This window comes from Brevundimonas sp. GCM10030266 (assembly GCF_042666595.1).
Taxonomy (GTDB): Bacteria; Pseudomonadota; Alphaproteobacteria; order Caulobacterales; family Caulobacteraceae; genus Brevundimonas.
In genome coordinates, this window is record NZ_JBHTCY010000005.1 from 284,662 (window position 1) to 308,102 (window position 23,441).

The 23,441-nt window shown below is 66.9% G+C and carries 23 protein-coding genes, 2 tRNA genes and 1 pseudogene; 11 read left to right on the forward strand and 15 right to left on the reverse strand.

Going from position 1 to position 23,441, the window contains the following annotated elements:
• Positions 1–155: 155 nt before the first annotated feature.
• Positions 156–995, forward strand: a complete 840-nt coding sequence (locus ACFQQC_RS16200) for a hypothetical protein (protein ID WP_376863564.1) — start codon at positions 156–158, stop codon at positions 993–995.
• 39 nt (positions 996–1,034) lie between these two features.
• Here ACFQQC_RS16200 and ACFQQC_RS16205 read toward each other — a convergent pair whose 3' ends face one another.
• The 7 genes from ACFQQC_RS16205 to ACFQQC_RS16235 all read right to left on the reverse strand — a co-directional run bounded on the left by ACFQQC_RS16205 (position 1,035) and on the right by ACFQQC_RS16235 (position 5,324).
• Positions 1,035–1,493, reverse strand: coding sequence for an ArdC family protein (locus ACFQQC_RS16205; protein WP_376863767.1), 459 nt, complete (start codon positions 1,491–1,493; stop codon positions 1,035–1,037).
• Between the two features lie 39 nt (positions 1,494–1,532).
• The gene (locus ACFQQC_RS16210; protein WP_376863565.1) at positions 1,533–1,925 is read right to left on the reverse strand and encodes an ArdC-like ssDNA-binding domain-containing protein; all 393 of its coding nucleotides are present in this window, start codon (positions 1,923–1,925) and stop codon (positions 1,533–1,535) included.
• 71 nt (positions 1,926–1,996) lie between these two features.
• Positions 1,997–2,290: a DUF736 domain-containing protein gene (locus ACFQQC_RS16215; RefSeq protein WP_376863566.1), complete on the reverse strand. Its 294-nt coding sequence runs from the start codon at positions 2,288–2,290 to the stop codon at positions 1,997–1,999.
• A 296-nt stretch (positions 2,291–2,586) separates the two neighbouring features.
• Positions 2,587–3,114: a hypothetical protein gene (locus tag ACFQQC_RS16220; protein WP_376863567.1), complete on the reverse strand. Its 528-nt coding sequence runs from the start codon at positions 3,112–3,114 to the stop codon at positions 2,587–2,589.
• Positions 3,115–3,162: 48 nt separating this feature from the next.
• Positions 3,163–3,579, reverse strand: a complete 417-nt coding sequence (locus ACFQQC_RS16225; protein WP_376863568.1) for a HEPN domain-containing protein — start codon at positions 3,577–3,579, stop codon at positions 3,163–3,165.
• A 61-nt stretch (positions 3,580–3,640) separates the two neighbouring features.
• Entirely contained in the window at positions 3,641–4,813 is a 1,173-nt protein-coding gene (locus tag ACFQQC_RS16230) for a DUF262 domain-containing protein (protein WP_376863569.1), read from the reverse strand.
• Positions 4,814–4,892: 79 nt separating this feature from the next.
• A complete protein-coding gene (locus tag ACFQQC_RS16235; protein WP_376863571.1) occupies positions 4,893–5,324 on the reverse strand; it encodes a very short patch repair endonuclease in 432 nt (143 codons plus the stop codon).
• 308 nt (positions 5,325–5,632) lie between these two features.
• On the opposite strand from ACFQQC_RS16235, the gene ACFQQC_RS16240 reads away from it, so the two are divergent.
• Together ACFQQC_RS16240 and ACFQQC_RS16245 are read left to right on the forward strand one after the other, a co-directional pair.
• A complete protein-coding gene (locus tag ACFQQC_RS16240; protein ID WP_376863572.1) occupies positions 5,633–6,898 on the forward strand; it encodes a DNA cytosine methyltransferase in 1,266 nt (421 codons plus the stop codon).
• A gap of 24 nt (positions 6,899–6,922) precedes the next feature.
• Positions 6,923–8,110 carry an MvaI/BcnI family restriction endonuclease gene (locus tag ACFQQC_RS16245; protein WP_376863573.1) on the forward strand — a complete coding sequence of 396 codons (1,188 nt, stop codon included), beginning with the start codon at positions 6,923–6,925 and terminating at the stop codon, positions 8,108–8,110.
• Positions 8,111–8,159: 49 nt separating this feature from the next.
• Here ACFQQC_RS16245 and ACFQQC_RS16250 read toward each other — a convergent pair whose 3' ends face one another.
• Both ACFQQC_RS16250 and ACFQQC_RS16255 read right to left on the reverse strand, forming a co-directional pair.
• Positions 8,160–8,423, reverse strand: a complete 264-nt coding sequence (locus ACFQQC_RS16250) for a PAS domain-containing protein (protein WP_376863574.1) — start codon at positions 8,421–8,423, stop codon at positions 8,160–8,162.
• A gap of 152 nt (positions 8,424–8,575) precedes the next feature.
• Positions 8,576–8,944 (reverse strand): helix-turn-helix domain-containing protein, encoded by a 369-nt coding sequence (locus ACFQQC_RS16255; RefSeq protein WP_376863576.1) that lies wholly within the window; start codon positions 8,942–8,944, stop codon positions 8,576–8,578.
• 215 nt (positions 8,945–9,159) lie between these two features.
• On the opposite strand from ACFQQC_RS16255, the gene ACFQQC_RS16260 reads away from it, so the two are divergent.
• Both ACFQQC_RS16260 and ACFQQC_RS16265 read left to right on the forward strand, forming a co-directional pair.
• Entirely contained in the window at positions 9,160–9,642 is a 483-nt protein-coding gene (locus ACFQQC_RS16260; RefSeq protein ID WP_376863577.1) for a DUF6998 domain-containing protein, read from the forward strand.
• A gap of 40 nt (positions 9,643–9,682) precedes the next feature.
• Complete coding sequence (locus ACFQQC_RS16265; RefSeq protein WP_376863578.1) at positions 9,683–11,539, forward strand: hypothetical protein; 1,857 nt, start codon at positions 9,683–9,685, stop codon at positions 11,537–11,539.
• A gap of 326 nt (positions 11,540–11,865) precedes the next feature.
• On the opposite strand, the gene ACFQQC_RS16270 is transcribed toward ACFQQC_RS16265, so the two are convergent.
• Complete coding sequence (locus ACFQQC_RS16270) at positions 11,866–12,825, reverse strand: restriction endonuclease (protein WP_376863579.1); 960 nt, start codon at positions 12,823–12,825, stop codon at positions 11,866–11,868.
• Between the two features lie 238 nt (positions 12,826–13,063).
• On the opposite strand from ACFQQC_RS16270, the gene ACFQQC_RS16275 reads away from it, so the two are divergent.
• The 3 genes from ACFQQC_RS16275 to ACFQQC_RS16285 all read left to right on the forward strand — a co-directional run bounded on the left by ACFQQC_RS16275 (position 13,064) and on the right by ACFQQC_RS16285 (position 16,579).
• On the forward strand, positions 13,064–15,034 hold the full coding sequence (locus tag ACFQQC_RS16275; protein WP_376863580.1) for a PAS domain S-box protein: 1,971 nt from the start codon (positions 13,064–13,066) through the stop codon (positions 15,032–15,034).
• Between the two features lie 13 nt (positions 15,035–15,047).
• Positions 15,048–15,443: a BLUF domain-containing protein gene (locus ACFQQC_RS16280; RefSeq protein ID WP_376863581.1), complete on the forward strand. Its 396-nt coding sequence runs from the start codon at positions 15,048–15,050 to the stop codon at positions 15,441–15,443.
• 224 nt (positions 15,444–15,667) lie between these two features.
• The gene (locus ACFQQC_RS16285; RefSeq protein ID WP_376863582.1) at positions 15,668–16,579 is read left to right on the forward strand and encodes a HEPN domain-containing protein; all 912 of its coding nucleotides are present in this window, start codon (positions 15,668–15,670) and stop codon (positions 16,577–16,579) included.
• Between the two features lie 27 nt (positions 16,580–16,606).
• Here ACFQQC_RS16285 and ACFQQC_RS16290 read toward each other — a convergent pair whose 3' ends face one another.
• The 4 genes from ACFQQC_RS16290 to ACFQQC_RS16305 all read right to left on the reverse strand — a co-directional run bounded on the left by ACFQQC_RS16290 (position 16,607) and on the right by ACFQQC_RS16305 (position 21,351).
• Positions 16,607–17,083 (reverse strand): thermonuclease family protein, encoded by a 477-nt coding sequence (locus ACFQQC_RS16290; protein ID WP_376863583.1) that lies wholly within the window; start codon positions 17,081–17,083, stop codon positions 16,607–16,609.
• Between the two features lie 247 nt (positions 17,084–17,330).
• Entirely contained in the window at positions 17,331–19,382 is a 2,052-nt protein-coding gene (locus ACFQQC_RS16295) for a ParB/RepB/Spo0J family partition protein (protein ID WP_376863584.1), read from the reverse strand.
• Between the two features lie 564 nt (positions 19,383–19,946).
• Complete coding sequence (locus ACFQQC_RS16300; protein ID WP_376863585.1) at positions 19,947–20,849, reverse strand: endonuclease/exonuclease/phosphatase family protein; 903 nt, start codon at positions 20,847–20,849, stop codon at positions 19,947–19,949.
• A 100-nt stretch (positions 20,850–20,949) separates the two neighbouring features.
• Positions 20,950–21,351: a nuclear transport factor 2 family protein gene (locus ACFQQC_RS16305; protein WP_376863586.1), complete on the reverse strand. Its 402-nt coding sequence runs from the start codon at positions 21,349–21,351 to the stop codon at positions 20,950–20,952.
• 244 nt (positions 21,352–21,595) lie between these two features.
• Here ACFQQC_RS16305 and ACFQQC_RS16310 point away from each other — a divergent pair, with 244 nt between their 5' ends.
• Complete coding sequence (locus tag ACFQQC_RS16310; RefSeq protein WP_376863587.1) at positions 21,596–21,847, forward strand: hypothetical protein; 252 nt, start codon at positions 21,596–21,598, stop codon at positions 21,845–21,847.
• 223 nt (positions 21,848–22,070) lie between these two features.
• Positions 22,071–22,829: pseudogene (locus ACFQQC_RS16315) on the forward strand (tyrosine-type recombinase/integrase); the annotation flags it as partial.
• 178 nt (positions 22,830–23,007) lie between these two features.
• On the opposite strand, the gene ACFQQC_RS16320 reads toward ACFQQC_RS16315, so the two are convergent.
• Positions 23,008–23,081, reverse strand: a tRNA-Gln gene (locus tag ACFQQC_RS16320).
• A 218-nt stretch (positions 23,082–23,299) separates the two neighbouring features.
• Here ACFQQC_RS16320 and ACFQQC_RS16325 point away from each other — a divergent pair.
• Positions 23,300–23,376 (forward strand) — tRNA-Pro (locus tag ACFQQC_RS16325).
• Positions 23,377–23,441: the final 65 nt, after the last annotated feature.

The window sequence follows — 23,441 nt, forward strand, 5'->3', positions numbered from 1 at the left end:
GGCCGTCCCGCCGCTGCCAAACGTCCGTGGTGTTCCCGCCCCCCGCGGCCCTTTCCTTGCGCAGGGAGCCGTTCGAGTCGCCGAGGCCACACAAGCGTTGCCGTTCCCGCGAAAATGGTAAACCATCCCTCCAGGCAACCGATGGAGCTTGGCGCATGACGGCCCAGTCCTTCCTCCTGCGGGCGTGGTTGGTGTTCTCCACCTTCACGACGGTCCTCTCCCTCGCGAGCCTCAGCGAGGACGTCATTGCCTGGTGGGGCTTCATCGTCGACCTTGTCCGGGCGTACCGGAGCCTCGTCGACGGCTTGTGGGGCGGGCTCTTCGGCGCGTTCTCGCTCGACCTGCCGCGCTGGACGCATGACTACCTTACGCTGACGTCCCTGATGAGCACCTCGATCCTCTGGGCCCTGAGCCGGGCCGGGGAACAGCTGCACATCGGCGCGCGATCGCTGTGGGCGGTCCTTCGCGACACGACGCTGGAGTTCACGGTCGGCGGCGATGCACTGGAGCATTTCACCGACCGCGCCCACGAGCGCCTCCCGGCGCCGATGCGGCCCGAGGCCGAGGCCGTCGTCAAGCATGTCGCCCGGTCCACCAAGACCACGGGCCTCGTGCTGGACGGGCTCCTGGCGGCGGCGGTGCTGCTGGCCTGCGCGATCCTGATGCCGCTGCTCGCGCTGCCCTTCCTCGCATACCGGGATCGACTGGCGCACCGGCGGGCGCTCAAGATGTTCGCGGCGCGCAGGGCCGAGATCGAGCAAGCGGGGCTGGAGGAGCAGGAACGCGACATCCTCGTCGACGCCATGGTGGGACAGGCGAAGGGGCACGAGTCATTCCCCGCGCTCGCCCGGCTCTACCACCAGGCCATCCGCAGGCAGTTGGTCCTCTACTACGCGGCAGTCGCCTCCATCTTCCTTGGATTGGTCCTGCTCAATGTCCTCGGGCAGAAGATTTCCGTCGCGCTAGCGACGGCAGGGGCGGCGAAGCCCTCCTGAGCGCCCCCGCGCCCGGGCCGGGGCGCGGGGACTTGGCCCTTATCCCGCCGGTTGCAGCCCCTTGAGGAAGTTGACGGCCTTCTGCGCATGCGCCGCCGCCGAGACGACGAAGCGCGTGTCCTGCGCCAGGACCTCCAGCCACGACGCGATGTAGGCGGCATGGTCCTCCCGCGGATGCAGGGCCAGGCCGAGGTCCGCGCAGAGGAAGGCCGCGCCCATCTCGGCGACGAGTTCCTCCCGGGCATAGCCGGCGTCGCCGAAGCGCTGGCGGCCTAGGTCGCGATCCAGCCGCGTCGGGTGACGCGTCCAGTGCGTCATCTCGTGGCCGAGGGTGCTGTAGTAGTCGTCCGCCGTCTCGAAGCATTCGAATGCCGGCATCTGAACATGATCCGGCCCCGGGGCGTAGTAGGCGCTGCCGCCACCGTGCCGGATCTCGGCTCCGCAGTGCCTGAAGAAGGCGTCGATGCGGGCGATCCGCCCATCCGGGTTGATCTCGATCTTCCCCGGTTCGCCGCAGCCCTCCGGAAGGCCGTGGACCTAATCGACGTTGAAGACAGTGTAGGCCTTGAGGAAGGGAATGCGCTGCTGGACCTCGGCTCCCGTGTCGTCAGTGTTCTCACGGACAATCTGGTTGGCGTAGACGACCGTCGCGCCGCGTTCGCCCTTGCGGACGTGGGCGCCGAGGGCCAGCGCCTGGCGGAAGGTCATCCAGGTGGGCCGGCTGAAGCCTCGGCTGGCCGCTTCGCTCCAGAGCAGGACGACATTGATGCCGTTGTAGGGTGCCCCGTCATGGCGGAGCGGGCCACTGACACAAGCGGAGGTCTTCCAGGGCTGGGTCCAGGGGCGGACCCCGGCTTCTAGCTGGTGGATGATCTGCTGGGTGATCCGGGCGTGGATGTCCGGGCGTGCGGGATCGGCGGGGCGCGTCATGGCGGCCTCCTCGAAATTGATTGTGGGGGAGAATAGGCGGCGGCGCGGTCGCCGCGCCGCCGCGGCTAGGTTCAGCGGGACCAGATCAGGCTGTGCCCGTCCTCGGCCTCGACGAGCGAGGCGTAGATCGGCGCCGGGAAGCTGGGATCGTCGAGCTTGACCGAGAGGTATTCGCGGTTCTGCTGGCTCGTCTTCTTCCAGGCGGCGCCGAACTCGGTCTGGCCGGCGAAGATCCGGAAGTCGGGGGCCTTGTCGTCGCTCTTCTCGTTGGGCCGCAGGACCGCCGCCCTGACGTTCAGGGTGAGGGTCTTGATCGAACCGGTGTAGCCGTCGCCCTGGGCGGTGAAGGTGCCGATGGTCGCCATGTCAGTCTCTCCTTTGCTTCGGGCCACGCCTGCCGCGGCCTCGATGGCGACCGGGAGACCGGGCCCGGACGGCGCGCAGGGAGAGCGAAGCGAGCCCCCGCAGCGAAGCGGAGGACCGCGAAGAGAGGCTTTCTTGTTTCGCGAGGAAGGCCGCCAGGCCGGGGAAGAAAGTCGCGCGAGCGGTTGCGCCAGCCGAACGGGTCCGGTCAGGACCGCCTCATCGAGAGGCCGCGCTGGCTGGCCAGCGGCAGGGACGGGCTTGACGGCCAAGCGGGGCCGTCGCCGCTCCCCGGCTGCTAGAGCCGGAACGCATTCCTGAGGCTGGTGATCGCCTCGGAGGGGCGGCCGATGGGCGGGTCGCCCATGATCCCGGGGACCTGGCAGGTCTTGTTGAACCAGGTCTTCTTGGAGTTCCGCACGTCCGGGTTCGAGCGAAGCGCCATGGCGATCATGACGGTCTCCAACTCGTCGATTTCCCGGCCGCTCCGCGCGGACGGCCTGCAGAAGTTCCCGCGGTTCGGCTCCACCTTGGCGATCAGGTGCATCCTGGGGACGCCGCGCTTGCGTTCCGCCGCGCTGAGGTAATGGTCTAGCTTGTGCCCTTGGAATATCTCGCCACGAAATCCCGCCTTGGCGTTGGTCTTGCCCACGTACCAAGGCGTGTAGCTGTCACCATGCGAGGTCGAGAACACATAGATGCCGACCGCCCGCGGCAAGCCCGCGTGCATGGCCTCGACGCGATCCCAGAAGTCCCTGAGCGACGCGCCGGTCACCTCGCCCTGCCTGACCGGCGCGTAAAGTGGACCGAAGACTTGATATTGCATGATGCCTCTAATGGAAGCTTGGCGCCTGCCTTGAGACACAAGCCAACGTCACCCCGCAAGCTCTTCGACCAAGTCAACCAATCCGCAGGCACACTGGAAGCGTTCGGAGACTGTGTGCATGGTCACCCCAGTGGTGTTTGACTCCTCGCCATGGGCAATCTTGTTACGGGAGTCCACGACGGCGTTGATACAGCCTTTCCGCTTTTCGTCTTCGATCAGCCAAGCCTCGAATGAAGCGCGCCAGTTTCCATCGAAACGTCCCAGCAGCGTGCAAATCGCCTCGGTGTTCATGTTTCTGGAGTTGGACCACGATTGCTCGACGTAGCGAGCAACCCGAGGCGATGCAGTGCGGCTCGAATGGTCGAGCAGGACCTCCTTGAGCGATTGCTCAAGGTAACCCGAGGTCAGGACGCTGATGTACTTTGCCCAGTGTGCCTGCCTTTCTAGGTCTTCTTCGCGGCGCACGGACACAAGGAGGGCATCAATCCGGCCTCGATAGCGGACGCGATTAGGTGTCCTAGCCATGTTAGCCCGCGAAGATCGCGGTCGCGCGTTCGAGGCGCTTCTTGACCCTCAGGGTGTCGTTCACGAATTCGGAGGTCGCCCATTGGAACTCCGCGTCGCTGTCGAGCACAGACCAACGCTCCTCGACGATAGCTGCATCCAATGCAGCCCCACTGCGGATGGCGCGGCTGACGCCAGCCATGACCGCGTCGAAGTGCGATAAAAGAAAGGTACCCGCGCGCTTGAAGGCGTTGTCGCCTCGGGCCTCTCGACAGAGCGCGATGGCAGCCTGAAACAAGGCCGTCAGCTCAGCGGATCGCTCCGCTCCTACCTCGCGATTGGTTTCCATGAAGTCATCAAGGAATCGAGGCATGGGACCACGGTAATCATCGCCCTCCTCCAGCAGGGCGACGAACCGGAGGATCGCTTCCATATCCTTCATGCGAGAGTGAACTGGCCCGAAAAGCGCGCGCCAGTTCTCCCCGCCGTTCATTTCGCGCAACATGTCGTCGAACGGGCCGTGGAAGATACTTGCTCGAATTTCTTGGTGTTGGAGAGGCCTTCCGCTTGTGTTCAAGCGCTGGAAAATCTGGATGATTGCTCGGTTGTACTCATGACCTCGCGTGGCATCGTTGTCCCCGGGATCCGGCTTGATCACCACGGCGTGGATTATCGAATCCGCGAGTTGACGCGCATCGGCGTCCACGAGGACCTTGCTCCTCGATGATCGGGCGACCTCGCTTGAGTAGTAGCGACCGGCAAGGTCGGGCTGGATGTCCTTTCCGCTGAGCGCGAATCCACCGCCGAGGTACTGCTGCAGGGTCCTCAGCCGCTGTTGGCCATCCACGATGTTCAGCCGCTTGGAATCCCCGTCTTGCGCCAGGAATATCGTCGGGACCGGCAGGCCAAGGATGAGGGATTCGATGAACCTCGACTTCTCGGGATTGCTCCAGACGAAGCCTCGCTGGAAGCCAGGTGTGTAGACATCGTTGCGATCAAGCCGCTTTACGAGTCCCTCCACATCGCTGTCCCAACCATAGCTAGAAACATTGAAACGAACGGGCTCTGGGGCTTCCCGCTCGCCCTCCTCCTCCACCTCGACGTCGCCGGCCTGATCGACGGGCTCGTCTCCGTCAAAGCCAGCGGCCGCCCCGTCCAAGGTTACGGTCTCCAAGTCTGGGCTGTTATCGGTCATCGCCATGCTCCCCAAGCGCGACCAGAGCATCGCGCCTCACCACTAATGGATGTGCTTCATGCCAGAGGTGAGGCGTCGGTCAACCCCCCTCTGCGGGCTGCTGGAGCTGGCGTTTGATCCGTTCGGCTACCGTTGCTGCTTTCCCCTTCCCGGAAAGCTCGCACTCCCATGCAACGAAGACCCGCCAGCCCAGTGCACGGAGTTCTCCCAAAACCTTTTTGTCCCGCGCGACATTGCGCTCGAACTTTTCGTTCCAGAACGAGGTGTTACTCTTTGGCGTGGTTGCGACCTTGCAGCCTGGGTGCCGGTGCCAAAAGCAGCCATGCACGAACACGACGGCCTCGTGACGAGGCAGGACCAAATCCGGCTTTCCAGGCAGCTTTGTCACGAGCCGGTATCGCAACCCAAGCGCGTGCAAGGCCTTTCGCAAGGCCAGTTCCGGCTTGGTGTCGCGCGATTTGATGCGCGACATTCGGACCGACCGCTCACGGGGCGTCAGGGTATCTACCATTCGCGGAAATGGTGGGTACGCCGAAGCCGGACTTCAAGGGCTCGGACTTCGCCGCAGAGCTCTGGCGAAGCGGGAGTCCTGAGCAAAGTTATTGCGTGCGGAGCGGGGTACACGGTCATGCCACCTTCGATTAGTCGGTTAGACCAGGGGAATAAGCCTCGCTCTGGGGAGAACGGTGAAGCGCGCCGCCGCGCGCCACGCGGACTTCGTCGAGTGGCGCTAGACTCGCCTGACCGGCGATGGTCTTAAGGCCTGGACCGCCCCCGGTTGCTGGCCGACCATCCGGGGTGATTCGACCAAGGACCCCGATGTCAAACCAAGCGCCCAAGTTCATCGACCTCTTCGCCGGTTGCGGGGGGTTGTCCCTCGGCCTCGAGGATGCCGGCTTCATGCCGATGTTCGTCAACGAGCTCAGCCCGCAGGCGATGGACACCTACCTGTCGAACCGCGCCGCCACCCATCCGCTGCTGGCGGACAAGTATCACGTCAACGACATCAAGGAGCTGGTGCTCTCCCCCGACCGGCTCGACGACCTGGCCAGCGGCTTGCTCCGGGACTACGGGGTGGACGTCGCCCGGGGCGAGCTCGACCTCGTCGCGGGCGGGCCTCCCTGCCAGGGCTTCTCCGGGATCGGCCACCGCCGGTCCTACAGCGTCGCGCGCGAGCAACTGCCGTCCAACCACCTCTACCAGGACATGGCGCACGTCATCCATCGCCTGCGGCCGCGCATGTTCCTGTTCGAGAACGTCGAGGGCCTGATCCGGGGGCGCTGGACCCCCGGGGGCTCGAAGGGCGAGATCTGGGCCGACGTGCTGGAGACCTTCCACGGCATCCCCGGCTACAGCGTCCGCTGGAAGCTCGTGCATGCCCGCGACTACGGCGTGCCCCAGAACCGCCCGCGGGTGCTGCTGGTCGGGGTGCGCGACGACCAGCCCTTCGCCACGGGCGACGACGGCGACGCCGTGCAGGTGGGATACCTCCCCGCCCCGGCCGGCGAGGCGCCCGGCATCGAGGCGATCTGGTCGGACCTCGTCGACCCGGCCTACGAGCCGGGCGGCGCGACGACCGCCTACCCCCATGCCCCGTCGAACCGCTGGCAGGAGGCCCTGCGCCTGGACCCGCGGACGGGCAAGGTGCTGCCCAAGGGCGCCCCGCTGACGGACCACGAGTACAGCAAGCACTCGCCGCACGTGGTGGCGAAGTTCCAGCACATGATCGACACCGGCGGCGAGCTCCTGGACCACATGCGGACCAAGAAGTTCGCCCAGCGGGTCCTCCCGCGGGAATGGGGCCCCAAGGGGCCGACCATCACGGCGACCTCGCTCCCGGACGACTACGTGCACTACTCCCAGCCCCGCGTGCCGACCGTGCGCGAGTGGGCGCGGCTGCAGACCTTCCCGGACTGGTACCAGTTCAAGGGCAAGCGGACGACGGGCGGCCTGCGCCGCGCGGGCAACCCGCGGATCGGGCTGCACGAGCGGGAGGTGCCCAAGTACACCCAGATCGGCAATGCCGTCCCGGTGACCCTGGCCTCGGCCGTCGGGGCCCACTTCAAGGGCCTGCTCGAACGCTAGCGGCGAGGCCGCGGGAGAGACGCCATGCTGAAGATCGCCGACCGATCCATCCCGGAGCTCGTGAAGGCCCTCGCGCGCCACGGCGTGGAGGCGACCTACCTCGTGCCCACCGAGACGGGCCTCAAGAAGAGCATCCTCGACGCCCACGCCCTCGTCCGCGACTACCTCTCGGCCAAGGGCCTCCACGACTACGACGCGCAGGCGAAGGGGCAGGACGCCAAGCGCAAGCTCCCCGCGACGATCTTCACGCCGGCGGGCCCGGTCGAGAGCTACGCGAGCCTGTACCGCCCCGAGACCAAGGGCGGGGACCCCCGCATCTGGGTGGGCCGGCTCGGCGAGCACGCGGCCCCGGGCAACGTGGTCGCGGTGGTCGCGGTGGGCGACCGGCTGGTGGTCGCCAACCTGTCGGACCGCGCCCTGGTCTCCGAGGACTACGAGCTGTCCCCCGCCCTCGCCGGCGCGATCGCCGCGGGCAAGGTCGTCAACCCCCACGCCGCCGACCTGCTGGGCCTGATCGAGGCGATCAGCGCGCGCGGCTTCGTCGACGGGATGCGCCCGGGTCCCACCAACGTCGGCTTCACGCTGGAGACCTTGCTCGGCATCCAGGCCAACGCGCGCAGGGCGCCGGACTACCACGGGATCGAGCTGAAGGCCTCGCGGTCGGGCCCGACGATCCGCGGGAACCGCATCACCCTCTTCTCGAAGACGCCGGACTGGAAGGCCTCCGCGTGCAAGAATGGCGCGGAAATCCTCCGGCGCCACGGCTACGCCAAGGACGGGCGGCTGCAGCTCTACTGCAGCCTCGCCAACGCCCCGAACAGCCTTGGGCACTACCTGCGGGTCGATGGCGACGACGACCGCCTGCACGCCCTCCACCAGGCCGGCGACAGGCCGACCGCCGAGGAGGTGGTCAACTGGGACCTCGGCGAGCTACGGGCGGCGCTGTCGGCCAAGCACAGGGAGACCTTCTGGGTGAAGGCCGCGACCCGCAAGGCGGGGGCGACCGAGGCCTTCCACTACCGGGAGGTCCACCACACCCAGGCCCCCCTCGTCCTGAACCTCGGCGAGATGCTGGACGCCGGCCGCGTGGAGCTCGACTACACGCTCAGCATGCTCGGCAAGCGGGCCCGCGACCACGGCTACCTGTTCAAGATCTTCCCGCGGGACATGGTGGCCTTGTTCCCGCCGCCGACCATCCATCGCTTCGCCTAGGCGCGGGTCGCTCCCGCCCCTGCTCGCGTCCATCGCGGACCGCCTGGGATCAGCGCGAAGGCGCCCCGCCGGCGTCGACCTCCACGGCCACGGTCACGGCGGCGACCCGGCAGGACACGCCGTCCTCCCCGGCCACCCTCGTGCCCCGCGAATCCACCCATTGCGCCGCGTCGCCCGTGCCTAGCCGGTGGAGGAGTTGGAATGGGCGTCCCCCGTCGACCGCATCCAGCAGGGCCGAGGTGAAGGCGAGCTGGTCCTCGGGATGCACGGCGTCGATCAAGTCCTGCTCGGTGAAGCCAGCGCCATCGGGCAAGTTCGCCAGCCGCTGCATCGTTGGCGAGACGACAAGGGCCCCGGTCGCGAGGTTCAGGCTCCACTGCCCGAAGCCGCCCGCGGCAAGCGCCGCCTCCAGTACGCTCGCATCAAGCCCCGCGGCTGGCGCGCCTGGTCCCTTGGGTCCGCTCGTCATGACGGGTCGGCGCCGGGGACGAGCGCGCGCGCCATCGCCAGGAGGCCCCGCCGTTGGGCGGGATCGGGTATGGCTGCATAGGCGCGAAGGAGTTCGGCAGCGCCGGGGACCAGCAGCGGGCTGGCCTCGTCCCTCCCTCCCCCGGCCTCGCCCAAGAGGTCGCCCGTCGTCGTCCCCAACGCGGTCGCGACCGAAAGCAGCCTCGGGGCTGCGATGCGGTTTAGCCCGCCCTCGTACTTCTGCAGTTGCTGGACCGAGACGCCGATGGCTCGCGCCAGCTCGACCTGGGTCATCTCCTTGCCAAGGCGATGCAGCTTGATGCGTGCACCAATGTTGGCGTCGGCCGGTATCGGGCTCGAGCGCATTCTTCCTCCTGCTGCAGGATGCACGATTGGCCCAGCCCAGCGGCAAACGCAACGTCACGCATCGATCAACGCCCGGCCGCGCGGCACGCAGCCAATCGAGGCGGCTCGCCCCGTTGGTGGTCAAGGGCCCCAGCTTCCCGCCGCCAACGCCAAGGCGCGCCTTGCTGGAACTAGACGCCGGCTAAAGCCAAGCTATCCTCCCGACCGGAGGACACATGCATCCAGACGTCGGGGAGGCCCTCGCATCGATATTCGAGGGCATCGAAAAGCTAAAAGCCTGCTGCCGGGATGGACGCAGGTTCACCATCGACGGTCGACTGGTGGGAGACATCGGCGAGCTTCTCGCGGCTCGCGACTTCGATATCCTGCTCGATGCCAAGTCCGGCAAGACCCACGATGGATGCCTCGCTCGAGATCCGACCCGCCTGGTGCAGGTCAAGGCCACCTTCCAGGATCACTTGACGTTCGGCCGCGAGCCAGTGTTGTACCTAGGCCTCAAGCTATATCGCGACGGTCGATACGATGTCGTGTTCAATGGCCCAGGCTCGGTCGTCTCCCGGGCATTCGGCCACCGCAAGGACATCGGCCGCAAGCTCTTGAGCTTTCCAGTTTCGCGGCTCCGCCAACTCAACGAGGGCGTAGACGATGCCGATCGAGTGCCGCCAAGGACGAAACCTTCAGTGAACACAGGTTCCTGACATGAATGCACCGGTATCCCGCGATCGCCCCTTGGCGTCCTTGCTCGACCTGCTTGCCCCCGTGTCCCACGTGGTGGGCCGTCGCAACATTCGAGCCCTCGACCCCAAGTGGCTTTCGCTCGAGAGGCTGCGCGAGGCGTTGCCGGAGCTGGCCGATGCCGATCTAGCGGCGCAATTGACGGCGCCGCAGCTCGCCGAACTGGCCAAGCTCGCGTGGAACGCGCCAAGCGACGAGCACGAAGCTCTCCTGTCCCCCCTAAGGTCGGTGCTCGCGACGCGGTGGGACGAGCTAGGCTCAGATCTCGTCTGGCTCGGGCTGGATTCCCGCCATGCCTCGGGCGACCTATTCAAGGCGCTTCCCCAGCTCTCCCAGTCCGACGAGATCTACGAGGTCATCGGCGACCAACCGGACGGCATGGCCTGGGTCATCGAGCACGCGCTCGACCTCACCAGCCTGCCGCCGCCGCGGCTGGGCCAGCTACGGCGCCTGCTGCCTCGCATGACTGGCCGCAATCTTCCCGGGCTGGCCAGCGCCGCGTTGCTCGCGTCCGCGTCCTCGAGCACCTGGTCCACCTGGCTGACCATGGCCACCATCCTGTGGCGCTTCCCCGAGCTCGCCGACCCCGCCGCGCCCGACCTAGCCCCCGCGGACCAAAATCGCTCCGGGGCGCTCGCGCGCGCCGACGCCACGCTCTGGCGGGCGGCGCGCGGCGACGCCACCGGCCGGGCGCTTGGACGCCTCTTGCTGGACCTCAAGGGAGAACTGGCCAGGTCGCCGCCCGACTTCAGGGACGTGTACCTTGATCGCCTGCGATCGGTGGTCGACGGGGAAGCCACCGTGCGCGCGGCCGCGCTTGAGGGCCTACTTTGGCTAGGGAAGGACCAGGCGAGGGACATCGCCGTCTACGCCGCCGGCCAGCTCGCCCAGCTCGAAGACCGGGAAGTCCTGAGATCCCTCGAGGCCCACCCGGACCGACAGGTCCAGTACAGCGCCGGGCTCGTGGGCCGGATGATCGACGGCGCCGCCTCGCCACAAGCGCAAGCCATCTCGCCGCCTTCGACGCCGCCGAGACAGGGCCGTTCCACGACCTCGCGCACCTGGCTCGGCGATGCCCGCCTTGAACAGGCCATCGAAGACACGATCACCGCCTTGGAGGTGCGGTTTTCCGAGGAGTACGCAACGCGCCACAAGGCGGGCGAGGACCGTCTCGGGGAGCGCTTCTTCGCCATCCTTGGCGATAGGTTCGAGCAGCTCAACCTCGGGATGGGTGAGCTGGCGGCCGCGCGAGGCGACGAGCATCGCGCCTCGGTGCGTGTTGGCTATCGCCCGGTCGACCGAGGCGAGGAGGGAAAGAGGGGCATCAAGGGCCGAGGTCGCGCCCGGGCTTCCGCCTCGTTCGCCGCTGACTTCTGCCTGGTCATCACCGCAGTCCTCAACGGGAAGACCCTCGCCAAGCGCGCCGCCCTCGTCCAGGCCAAGCGGCTCTATCTCAAGGACAACGACGTGCCCGCCAAGGGCTGGAACGCGTCGTTCGAGCTAAAATCGAAGCAGACGCGTAGCCTGCTCGACCAGACAGAATCGGCCTTCTTCGTATTCCAGGCTCCCCCGGAGCATGGGCGGAAGCTCGCCACGTTGCCCGCGCGCCTGGTCAACGATCTCGCCCAGCACCAGGCAGCGTCGGGCGGCGTCATCGCGGCGAACGTCGTGGACATGGCCTCCGAGTCCTTCGCCGAATGGTTCACCTACCAATTCGTCGCCCTGCGGACGGGCGACCCCTTCGCCGAGCTAGTCAAACGGGCGGAGGGCGGCTCGCCCGATGTACCCTACGACTTGGTTCGCTGCGGCGTCGTCGACGTCGAGGTTCGGGTCGGCGAGCCGAAGGACCAGAAGAGCTAACCGGCCAGGTCGTGCTTGCCAGGCAGGCAAGCCGTTGGCGGAGGCTTCCAGCATGCGGGCAACATACGACGCGTACCCGCTCAAGAACCTAGCTGGGCGTCCCAGCACGTCGCGTCTTCTCGGTCGAGCCAACTGATGATGGGTAGCTCGACCCTAGTCAAACCATCTTCGTTGGACTGGCGGTGAGCGCTCCTCGCTACCTGCCGTTGCGTTCTCCAAACTGTGCCGGGTCGGTTCCTGAGATTTGCCGATCGCCGGCGAGGAGATTCTCGGCCGCCAAGGGCTGAACGCGGCGACGTCCCCCAGACTCCCGAGACGAACAAGGATCACCCGGCTTGTTTCCGGTTTTCCAGCAGGCCGAGCATGCGTTGATACTCCTCAGGCTCGAGATGTTCCTCGAGCAGTCTCACGGGCATCTCCGTGCGCATTTGTGCGAGCGCGCTTTTGAACGCCGCATCCTGGTCAGCACCTGGCAAGGCGTCGAACGCGTCCGAGGTCGAACGCAGCAGGTCTTCGGTCCTGTCAATCACTGCCTGGGCTGAGGAGTTGATCCAGGCGAACCAGGCACGCACGTCCCCCAGCTCGCGGCTGGGCCGCCCGAAGCTATCCCTGACCGCATCGGGATTGCCTTCCGGGGGCGAGACATAGAAGGGACCAGGCTCATCATATGACTTAGGACCGCCCATGATCTCGAGAGTGACCTGACGCCCCTCCGCCAAAAGATCGAACAATGCCTTGGCCGTGCCCATGCGATTGAACTGCATCCAGTTGAAGATCGTCTTCGGCGTTTCCCACTGATCGAGGTAGAGGCCGTCCGTCTGCAGCAGCGCCTTCTGCAGTGGCGCGAGCTTTTCGCGCTGTCGCAAGAACCATTCGTGCCCATACGCCTTCTGCAGGGCCTCCCAGGTCATGAGCTGGATGTTGGACTTGGCCGCCGCCTCCGGCGCGCCCTTCTGGAAGCCTTTCGAGCTCACGATAATGCCGGTGTTCGCGCCGCATCCCTCCATGACGGTCTGCATCGAATGCACGGTTTCCTGCGGCACCCTCGACTTCCAGTGCTTGCATTCGATGATGATGACGTGAGGCACGCTGGTGCGAGGGTCGACGACGTGGACGTCGACCTCCTTCTTGCCCCGCACGAGCTCGACCGTCAGCGGCGACGACACCTCGTAGCCCATGTCCCGGAACAGGTTCGCGACCCGGTCTTGCAAGTCCTTCCAGTTCCGAATCTCCGAAGTGGGGATGAGCATGGCGTGCGTGTCCTCGTCCGAAGCGGGCTCGGTCATCGCGCACGCACTTCGCGCCATCACACTAGCCGCAGTTGCAATGGGGACGATATCCCCGTCAGCTCGGAACCGCCGGGATGCGCCAGAGGCGGACATTCACACATGGCCCGAAAGAAGCCTTTCGCTGCCTGCCGCCCCAGGTCTGCCTTCGATCAAAAGGGCAGGTTGGCGGGCCGACCGGACCGACGGAACGATCTGCCCTCGCCTCCGTTAAGCTGCGGGGCATAGGGCGAACTCATTGACCAATTCGAATGACGGCTCTGACGACAGCCGGTACCGGCTGTTGGTCGAATCGATTACTGACTACGCCATCTACATGCTGGATCCCAACGGTCATGTGACCAGTTGGAATCCGGGCGCGGAGCGGTTCAAGGGCTACATTGCCGACGAAGTCCTCGGGACCCATTTTTCGCAGTTCTATACGCCCGAAGACCGGGAGGCAGGTCGGCCCGGGCTCGCCCTCCAGAGCGCAGCCGAGGCGGGTCGCTTCGAGTCCGAAGGATGGCGAGTCCGAAAAGACGGGACCAAGTTCTGGGCGCACGTCGTCATCGACCCGATCCGGCGCGATGAGGAGTTGATCGGTTTCGCCAAAATCACCCGCGACCTGACGGAACGCCGCAAGGCTGAGCAGGCCCTGAAACAGAGCGAAGAGCAGTTCCGGATCCTTGTTAGCGGCGTAACCGATTATGCGATCTACATGCTTGACCCCTCCGGCAAGGTGATCAGCTGGAACGCCGGCGCGGAGCGGATCAAGGGTTACAAGCCGGACGAAATCATCGGGGATCATTTCTCGAGGTTCTACGTCCCCGAGGAGGTGGATGCCGACGCCCCCGCCAACGCGCTGCGCGTGGCGACAGAAGCCGGACGATTCGAGAAGGAAGGCTGGCGTCTGCGCAAGGACGGCTCGCGATTCTGGGCACACGTCGTCATCGATCCGATCCTCGGCGACGACGGCGAGATTGTGGGTTTCGCCAAAATCACCCGCGACATCACCGAGCGGGCGGCGGCGCAGCGGGAGCTGGAGGCCGCCCGCGAGGCGCTTTATCAGTCCCAGAAAATGGAAGCGATCGGGCAACTCACCGGAGGGGTCGCTCACGATTTCAACAACCTCCTGGCCGCCATCACCGGAAGCCTGGATCTTCTGCGCAAGCGCCTCCCGTACGACCCCCGTATGACGCCCTTGCTGGAAAACGCCATCCAGGGCGCCGAACGCGGTGCCGTCCTGACGCAACGCATGCTGGCCTTTGCGCGCAAACAGGAACTGAAGCTCGAGGCCGTTGACGTGCCGCAACTCGTCCGGGGCATGGGCGACTTCATCCGCCGGTCCATTGGACCGAACATCGAGGTCCGCGTGCAGTTTGTCGACGTGCTGCCAAAGGCCCGGACCGACCCCTACCAGCTTGAAACGGCCCTGCTCAATCTTGTCGTCAACGCTCGGGACGCCCTTCCAAACGGTGGGGAGATCGCGATCACAGCGGATCAGGTGACCGTTCCCCGCGCTAGCGGGGAACGCCGCATCGGGGACTATGTGCGGCTCAGCGTGAGCGACAATGGAACCGGCATGCCGGCCGAGATCGCAGCTAGGGTGACGGAACCGTTTTTCACCACCAAGGGTGTCGGCAAGGGCACCGGTCTGGGCCTTTCGATGGTCCAGGGACTCGCAGGCCAGTCCGGGGGCTGGATCGAAATCGAAACCGAGGTGGGTCATGGGACCCGTATCGATCTGTGGTTACCCGTCTCCAGCGACGAGGGATCCGTAGCAACGTTGGCGGAGCCCCCCGCCGCCGCCCACGCAGGAAAGAGGCTGGTCGTGCTGGCGGTCGACGACGATCCGCTGGTTTTGACCAACACGGTCGCGATGCTGGACGAGCTTGGACATCATGTCCTTGTGGCCAACTCCGGCGAAGAGGCGCTGGTGATTTTCGAGAGGCACCCGGAGATCGACCTCGTGCTGACCGATGAGGTCATGCCGGGGCTCTCGGGCAGTGAACTGGCGGAACGGGTGAAACAGCTTAGGTCGACGGTGACGGTCGCTTTGGCGACGGGCTATGCCGACCTCCACCCTTCGCCCGGCGTCGCAGTGGGCACGCTGCCGCGTCTGTCCAAGCCGTTCACACTGGCGCTGCTAGCCGGTTTCCTTGAAGATCTGGCGTTGAACGGATCACGAAGCGCTCTCCGGGCCGAAACGGATCACCAGCGCCTCGGATGACAGGCAAGGCTTCATGATGATCGACCGCCTCGTGTACCGCAGCCACGCCGTAGGCATCCTGCCGGAGATCGCGCTGGACAGGATTTTCCAGTCCTCGGTCCCGAACAACGCCCGTTCGAATATCACAGGGTCGCTGGGTTACTGCGGGCAGAGCTACATTCAACTACTTGAAGGGCCCGCGTCCGCGATTGATGAGCTCGTCGGCGTCCTATTGGCGGACCCACGACATACGGGGTTGCGAATCTTGCTTCGGGGCTTTTCTGAACGACGACTGCTGCCGAGTTGGTCCATGGCCCGCGTCGATCTCGCCAAAATCACCCCCGAGGTGGAGACGCTCCTTGATAACGAGGATGGACTGGGCCTGATCGCATTGATGTCCACGCTCGCGCACGAAGGGATGACAAGGTGAATCTCGCTCCCGGCACCCACCGTCGTTACGCCTGATCTGGACACAAGGGGGTTCTGCAGTGCCGAAAGCCGACGGTCCGAATGTCGCCTAAGAGTCAAGAGCGGTCCGTCGCCTTCGACGGTTCGATCAGCTTGGTCTTCGCCCTGACCGCGCCCGCTTAGGTTTTACGGCACTGTGGCCTTTGGACTCTTGCGCGCCAGCCCAGCATCCCGGAGACTCAGCTCATGAAGCGCCCGCTCCGCAACCTGCCGCCCGCCAAGCAGCGGGAACTCGACGCCGCCGTCGAGATCATCGAGGCGGGATTCGCCCAGGCGACGGAGACTCGCCGCGCCGACCGCCTGAAGAACGGGCGCATCCTCAAGATCATCCTATTCGGCAGCTACGCCCGCGGCGACTGGGTGCACGACCCCGTCGGCCGCTATTTCTCGGACTTCGACATCATCGTGGTCGTGGACCACGAGGACCTCACCGACTTCGAGTTCTGGGAAGACGTGGAGAAGCGCCTGTTGGCCGAACTGTCGGCTGGCGCCATGCGTACCCCGGTCAGCCTGATCGTCCACAGCCTCGACGACGTGAACTGGAAGCTGGAACACGGTCGCGGTTTCTTCATCGACATCGTCCGCGACGGCGTCGTCCTGAAAGACACCCTGGGTATCGACTTCTCAGAGCCACGCCCTCTTCCCCCTTCCACGGCATTGGAGGAAGCCACAGGGTACTTCGAAGACTGGCAAGAAACGGCGAACGGTTTCGCTATGGCCGCCCGGTTTTTAGAAACCGAAGGGCAGAGCAAGCTCGCAGCCTTCAACCTGCATCAAACCGCTGAGACCCTCTACCAGGGCCTCCTCCTCGTCCTGACGCTCTATTCCCCCAAGAGCCACAACCTCATTCGACTGCGGAACATGACCGAGCCGCTGGAGCCGCGCCTTCGCGAGGTCTGGCCGCACGAGACCAAGTTCGAGAAGCGCTGCTTCGAGCTCCTGCGCGCCGCCTACGTGAAGGCCCGCTATTCACGGCACTACCGGATCACCGACGAGGAACTGGCCTGGCTGACCGGTCGGATCGAGCTGCTGCGGCAGGTCGTGACCGAGGCGAGCGAAGCCCGGATCGCCGAACTCAAGCGTGCCGTCGACCTATGAACGGCCCGCGCTCGGGCTCACGCGCCGTCAATCGCCCCGACGCTGCCGTCGCCAGTCCTCGGGCGTCGTGAACCGACCCGCCCAGATCCCGACCCGGCCGCGCCGCGCCGCCTGTTCCTCGGCGACATAGGCGCTGCCAGCGTAGCGGGCGTAGCGCGCCGCCAGCCCCTGCCGCAACAGCCAGCCGCCAACATCGACGCCATCGACCTCGCACCGCGCGACCATGCGCCCGTAGCGGTCGATGTCCTCCTCGAAGCAGGAGACGACCCGGTCCTGGAGATGCTGGTCGAGCCGGTTGGCCGACAGGCGGCCACAGGCGTAGGCGGAGCCATCGGCGGCGTCGCACGACTGTCGGCCCTCCGGCGCGTCCACGCCCCAGAGCCGGATGCGCTGGCCGTGGATTTCGAGGGTGTCGCCATCGATCACCGAGGCGCGCCCCACGATCGTCGGCGCCTGCGGCGTGCAGGCGGCGAGCAGGGCGAGGACGGGAAGAAGGGCGCGCATCGAAGCCCTGCATAACGCAAGGCCGCTCCCGACCGTCAATCTTTCCGCGAGCGACGCCGCAGGCGGCGCGAGCGCCTGCGCCAGTTCGTACTCATGGTCACCCTGGCCGTAGGGCGAACGCACCCGGTCTTTGCCGTGGCTGTGGACGCCCCCGTCGCCAATGACGCCCCCTGCGATGTCTTCGCCTGAAACAAAGAGGCCGCGCGCCCCAAGGGGCGCGCGGCGAGTTTTCCGGCCTGTTCGCTGTCTATTCGGCGGCGAACGGATAGGCGTCTTCCTGAGGCGGCGGGGCGCCGTCCCTGTCCGGCTCCGCAGCGTCGGGATCGATGGCCTGGGCGGTGCGCAGCACCGCCGGCAGCCAGCCCCTGCCCTCGACCAGCCGCTCCGCCGCCTCGGCCATGTCGCCCTTCCTAAACCCGGCGATCCGCCCGGCTTCCTCGGCCGTGGTCGCCTCGGTCACCGCTTCCAGCACCCGCGCCTTGGCCACCCGCGAGAAATAGCTGGCGGCCGTCGCTGACCACGTTCCGGTCATGTCCAGGCCGGTCACGGTCGCCAGCGTCTCCGCGAGCGCCAGGGCGCCAGGCTTGCGGTCGTGCGGATCGCGCACGGCATGGAGGCCGACGCCGGTGCAGCAGGCCATCAGGTCGAGCAGGTCCGACGGCGGCATGGGCGCCAGGACGGCCCACAGGTCGCGGGCCTGTTCGGGAAGCCGCGCGCCCCACGCTTCCAGCCGGTCGGCCACGCGTCGCCCCGCCGGACCGTCGCTGACCCCCGGCGCCAGCTTCTCCAGGCCGGTCACGCCCAGACGCAGCTGCAGCGGCGTCCACGTTCCCCAAGCCGGATAGAAGACCTGGGCGGCCAGCGCATGGACCACCACCGCCAGGGCGACGTTCGCATCGGCCTGGACGGCGTCGCGCAGGCCCATGGTGCGGTGGGCGGTCAGGTCGATTACCAGGCGTTCCGACAGGGGCGCGAGACCCTCGTCGGCCTTCGGCTCGGGCGGGGGTGTCTCGCCCTCCCCTTCGCCGCTGGCGGTCCAGCCCTCCGGGGCCTCCGGATCGGGGCGCCGCGTCTCCACGACATCCTCGGCCCGGACCAGCCCGCGCTCGAAGCGGGCCAGGCCGTCGTGCCCGAGCAGAACCATGACCCCGGCCCGCGCCTTGGCGTCCGGCGCGTAGTCAAAGTCGGGACCGAAGGCCTGCAGCGCCCTGTCGATGTCCTCCAGCCGGGCGTCGGCCTCGGGCGACAGGGCGTCCGCCGCATCGGTTCCGGAGACGAGCGCGTCATACTCCTCCGAAAGCGCGGCGATACTTTCCGCGTCCTCATGCGACCGCACCACCGCGACGGGATAGACCCGGCCCAGGGCGGACACGTCCGCATGGTCGGACGCGACCTCGGCCCATTTCCAGCCTTCGCGCTCGCCGACCTCCCCGGCCAGTCCGGCCAGCTTTTCCGCGACCAGCCGGTCCAGAAGCGCCGGGTCTTCCAGCCAGCCGCCGCCATCCTCGGTGAACAGGTCGCGCAGCACCGTCCCGCCCGCGGCCTCATAGGCCTCGATACCGACGAAGCGGGCGCGGCTGTCATCGGCGCGGACCTTGGCCTCGGTCATGGCCCGGCGGATGGCGTGGACGGGGCGGTATTCGCCCAGCTGCCCGAACACCTGCCGCTGCCGGTCCTGATCAGCGCTGACGCAGAAGGCCATCAGCTGGTCGAGCGCCAGCGCGCCGTCCCGATACGCCGCCATCAGCTCCGGCGCCGCCGCGCCGAGCCGCAGCCGCTGACGGACGACGGTCGCGGTGACGCCGAACCGGGCGCCGATTTCCTCGGGACCATAGCCCCGTTCGTCCGCCAGCCGCCTGAAGGCCTCGAACTGGTCGGCGGGGTGCATGGCCTCGCGGTTGACGTTCTCATCAAGGCTGATTTCATGGGCGTCGTTCTCGGTATCGACCGTCACCCGAACCGGATGGTTGCGCTTGATCGCCTTGCGCCCGGCCAGCATCCGCAGGGCCAGCCGCCGCCCTTCGCCGATGGTCACCAGATAGGCTCCGGTCGGGGCTCCGTCCTCGCCGCGCTCGATTTCAACCACGGGCGGCTGCAACACCCCCTTGGCCCTGATGGACGCCGCCAGCCCCTCAAGGCTCGCCTCCGAATGCTTCACCTTCCGGGCGTTCCTCGGAGACGCCTTCAACAGATTGAGCGGAACGAAGATTTCCGCGCCGTGCACCGGCTCCTGATCCGCTCCGCTCGCGGCGGCGTCAGCCGCCGCAGGGACGGGGGCTTGGGTGGATTGAGCAGTCATGTCTGCCTCCTTTGGGCAAGGGTTGCAGGCACGCGAAAGGCGCGCCTGAAACCCTGCCCGTCGGCGAGACCGGGGTAGCAAGGGCCAGGGCGGATCGGCCGGAGGGGGATCACCCGACCTGCACAAGCCTGCCTTCGTGGGAAAACTGCCCCCCGTCGCCGGCGCGGAAGGTCGGGGAGACCGGCCGATCCGGCGGCGAAGCCGCTTCACCCTGGCCCGCGCGAGGGCGGAGCCCTTAGCCCCTCGCCTGTCGGCGGCGTCCTGTCATGGGCGACGTTGATTGATCGCAGGGTTCACGCAAGCTGCGCGATCAGCACGACGGCCTGCACGACGGTCAGGACGATCAGGGCTGCGACCAGCAGCCCCTCTGTTCTGTCTCGCCCGCCGGGTTTCATGGCCTGACGCTGACACAGCCACGATGCGCGGTCGACCCGGGGCGAAGGCGTGAACGGATCAGGGTGCGGCCCGACGGATTTGCGGGCGCCGGGCCGCGGGCCACGCCCCAAGGTCGGTCAGGGTGCGGCGCCCCTGCTTAAGGCACAGCTTCGATTCGCGCGAAGCCGGTCAGCGTGAGATCCGGACGGACACCGGGCAGTGGTCCGACGGATGTTCGTCCTCGGGGCCGCCGCCGTAGCGATACTCCGCGAATGAGCCCGGCTCGATCCGCGCGGTGGCGGCTCCTCCGGTCGCGATGAAATCGATGAACTCGCGATAGCGCGCCTTGCAGGCTGCGCCCTGGTCGCCCGATGCGAGGGTGAGATCGGCCTCGCGCGGCTCGCCGTCATTCAGCTCCGCCAGGAAGGCGTCGCCCCGGCTCGCCAGGCGCCGGTTCCAGTCGCCGAGGACGACGAAGGCCTGGCCCTCGCGCGCCCGCGCCTCGGTCCAGCCCTCCAGCACGGGCGCCTGGTCGAACAGCACCGGGCAATCCGGGTCCGTCGGCGCCCGCCCCGAGTTGCAGCCGGACTTCAGGTGCACGGCGAGCAGGCGCAGCGGCCGCCCCTCGTTGACGGTGATGTCGACGCCCCAGCGCAGGTCCGGATTGCCAAGCCCGAGGGCGGACAGGTCGGCGTTGCGGGTAAAGGCGACCCCCTTCCGCACGGCGAAGCCCACGGCCTGGTTCTGGATGAACAGGCCGGGCCGCCCCCGGCATTCCCCGCTGCGCCCGCTCGGCGGTCGCGAGGACATGACCACCTCCCAGGCCGCAGCATCAAAGACCCGTTCTGCAGCCGCCCGGCTCTGGACCTCCTGGAAGGCGATCACATCGGCGTCGAGCGCCTCGGCGTGGCGACGCAGCAGGGCGTAGTCGGCCTCGGTGCGCGGCCGACACCCCTCACCGTCGCGTTCGGCCAGATGCTCCATGTTCCACGTGGCGATCCGCAGCGGCTCGCGTGCGGACGGCGCTGGGGACAGGCCGGCGCACCCCGACAGGATGGCGGCGGCGGCGAGAAGGGCGACAGGACGGATCATGGCTGACAGTCCTACCCCAGCCCTGGCCCCGGGCAAGTGGCGACGCGACAGTGACCGGGGCTCCGAAGTTCCGGGCGCCCGGGTGCGATCCTCTCCAGCCCTACCAGCGGGCGGTCCGAAGCCTGCGCCACAGGGCCGCGTCCTCCTCCGCCAGGTCGCCGGCGCGCACGGTGTCCGTCCAGGCCAGGACCAGATCCTCCCGGAGTTCGTAGATCACCATGCTGTCGAGCACGAGCGGTTCACGGCGCCCGCTCAGGTACAGTTGCCGCTGCGAGACCATGACAAGGTTCGCATCCCGGACATGACGGTCCAGGCTCATCCGGACGTCTTCGTGGACCTCGAACATGCGACGCCAGTAGGCGAGCACTTCCCTGCGCCCCACGACCGGCGCGAACCCCTCGACGCGGTAGACGACCTCCTCGTGCAGGAAGGGCGCAAGCTGGTCATGGCTGCGCGTTCTGAAGGCCTGGAGAAATGCGGGAATGGGAGACTGGGCTGGCATGGCTCGAGCTGATGGACGGTGGGCGGCGTCGCCGACGGCCGGGAGCCCGGTGGAGAGGCAGCCCCCGTCGTCGACGATGACAATCTGAAGTCGAGACGCCGCCCGAACAGAACAACCTCAACGAGCCGACAAAAACAACCCGCCCCGAAGCCCTGCGACCGAAGGCCTGCGGGTTTCATGGCCGGCCGCGGTGAGATTCGATGGCGTCCGGGGAAAACCGCCGAACCAGGAAAGGAGAGGCAGGGTGACCGACCAACGGCTTCTGACGGAACAGGAAGCGGCCGCCTACCTGGCGCTTCCGGCGGCGACCGTGCGCAAGCTCCCGTTCGGTCACGTCCGGCTCGGCTCCCGTCATCGCTACGACCGCAAGGCGCTTGATGCGCATCTTGACCGGCTCGCGGGATTGGATTCTTCTCAGGAACCGAACGTGAACAAGGCCGATGCCGATCTCGCCCGCTTCATTGCCGATCACCCGGATGTTGCCCGGGGTCCATAGGATCAAGCGCGCCAAGGCGAACCGGGTCTTTGAATACTGGTACGCCTGGCGCGGGGGCCCCCAGATCCTGGCGGCCCAGGCCTCCAGCGCGAAATCGCTCGCCCGCGAGGTCGCCCGCAAGGCCTCTGCAGCCGTCGAGGCCTACAGATCGCACATCAAAACGGAGAAGAGCGTCGCCGACGAAGCGACCCTGTACGGCCTGGTCACGCGCTACCTCGACCTGATGAACCAGGACAGGACGCTCGCGCCGCGCACCAGGGTGGACCGGCGCAAGCACCTGGACATCGTCCGCAAGGAGTTGGGCGACCTGACGCTGACCGCCCTCGCCTCTCCCAAGGCCCGCGCCTTCCTTCTCACCTGGCGGGACAAGCGCGCCAACACGCCCAAGACCGCCGACGAACTGCTCGGCGCCCTCTCCCTCGTGCTGAACTGGGCCGTGAACCGCGGCGACATCGGGATCAATCCGGTCGCCAACTTCCCGCGCATCTACAGGGTCAACCGCGCGGACATCATCTGGGAGCCCCATCACCTCCAGGCCATCCTGCGTCACGCCGATCCGCAGGTCGCCGCCGCCATTCGGCTGGCCGCCGTGACCGGCCTGCGCAAGAGCGACCTGATCCGGTTGCCGTGGGCGGCGGTGAAGGAACACGCCATCGTCTGGCAGACCGGAAAGAGCCGGGGTCGCAAGACTGTGGTGCTGCCCATGACAGAGGACCTGAGAAGGGTTCTGGATTCGCTGGATCGCGGCGCCTGCCCGACCATCCTTGCGACGTCGGACGGTACGCCGTGGACGCCGCCGGGCCGTGGTCTCGACAGCGGGGTGCAGCGCGCCCAGGACGACGCCGACGAGGAGGCGCGTAAACTCCGGGGGTCCAACGCGACCGCCGGGCTTGAAGGTCTCCGCTTCCACGACCTGCGCGGCACGGCCGCGACCAACTACGTCCTGGCCGGCCTGCCGCTCGAAGACGTGGCCACCATTCTCGGCTGGGAGCTCAAGAAGGTGCAGGAGATCGCGCGCCGCTACATCACCGGCGAAGCGATCGGAATGGGCATGATTGCGAGGCTCCAGGAGACCCGGAACAGAACGCCAACTGTAAAACCCTCTGTAAAACCCACCACCCCGGGGCGGGGTCAAAAGGGCTCAAATGCAGTGAGGGCGGTGGCTGGGGAACTAGGACTCGAACCTAGAATGACGGTACCAAAAACCGGAGTGTTACCATTACACCATTCCCCAGCAGGTCCGGCGCGCCCCGCCCTGCGGCGAGGAGGCGGTCAGATACGCCGGGGCGAAGCGGGACGCAAGAGGGTTTTCACGCGCTTTTTCATCTTCGTTTGGGACAGGGTTCCGGGCGAGCGGCGGTCGGCGATCAGTGGGTCGCAAACTATTTACCGGAAGGCGTTTTCTGCGCTTGCGGGGGCAAAAAGCCGTCGCTATAAGCCCCCTCCTCAAGTCGGAGTGTGGCTCAGCCTGGTAGAGCACTGCGTTCGGGACGCAGGGGTCGGAGGTTCGAATCCTCTCACTCCGACCATTCTTTCCAAGGGTTTCCCGAGACCCTGGAAACAAGCGAAAGAGCCTCCCTCGGGAGGCTCTTTT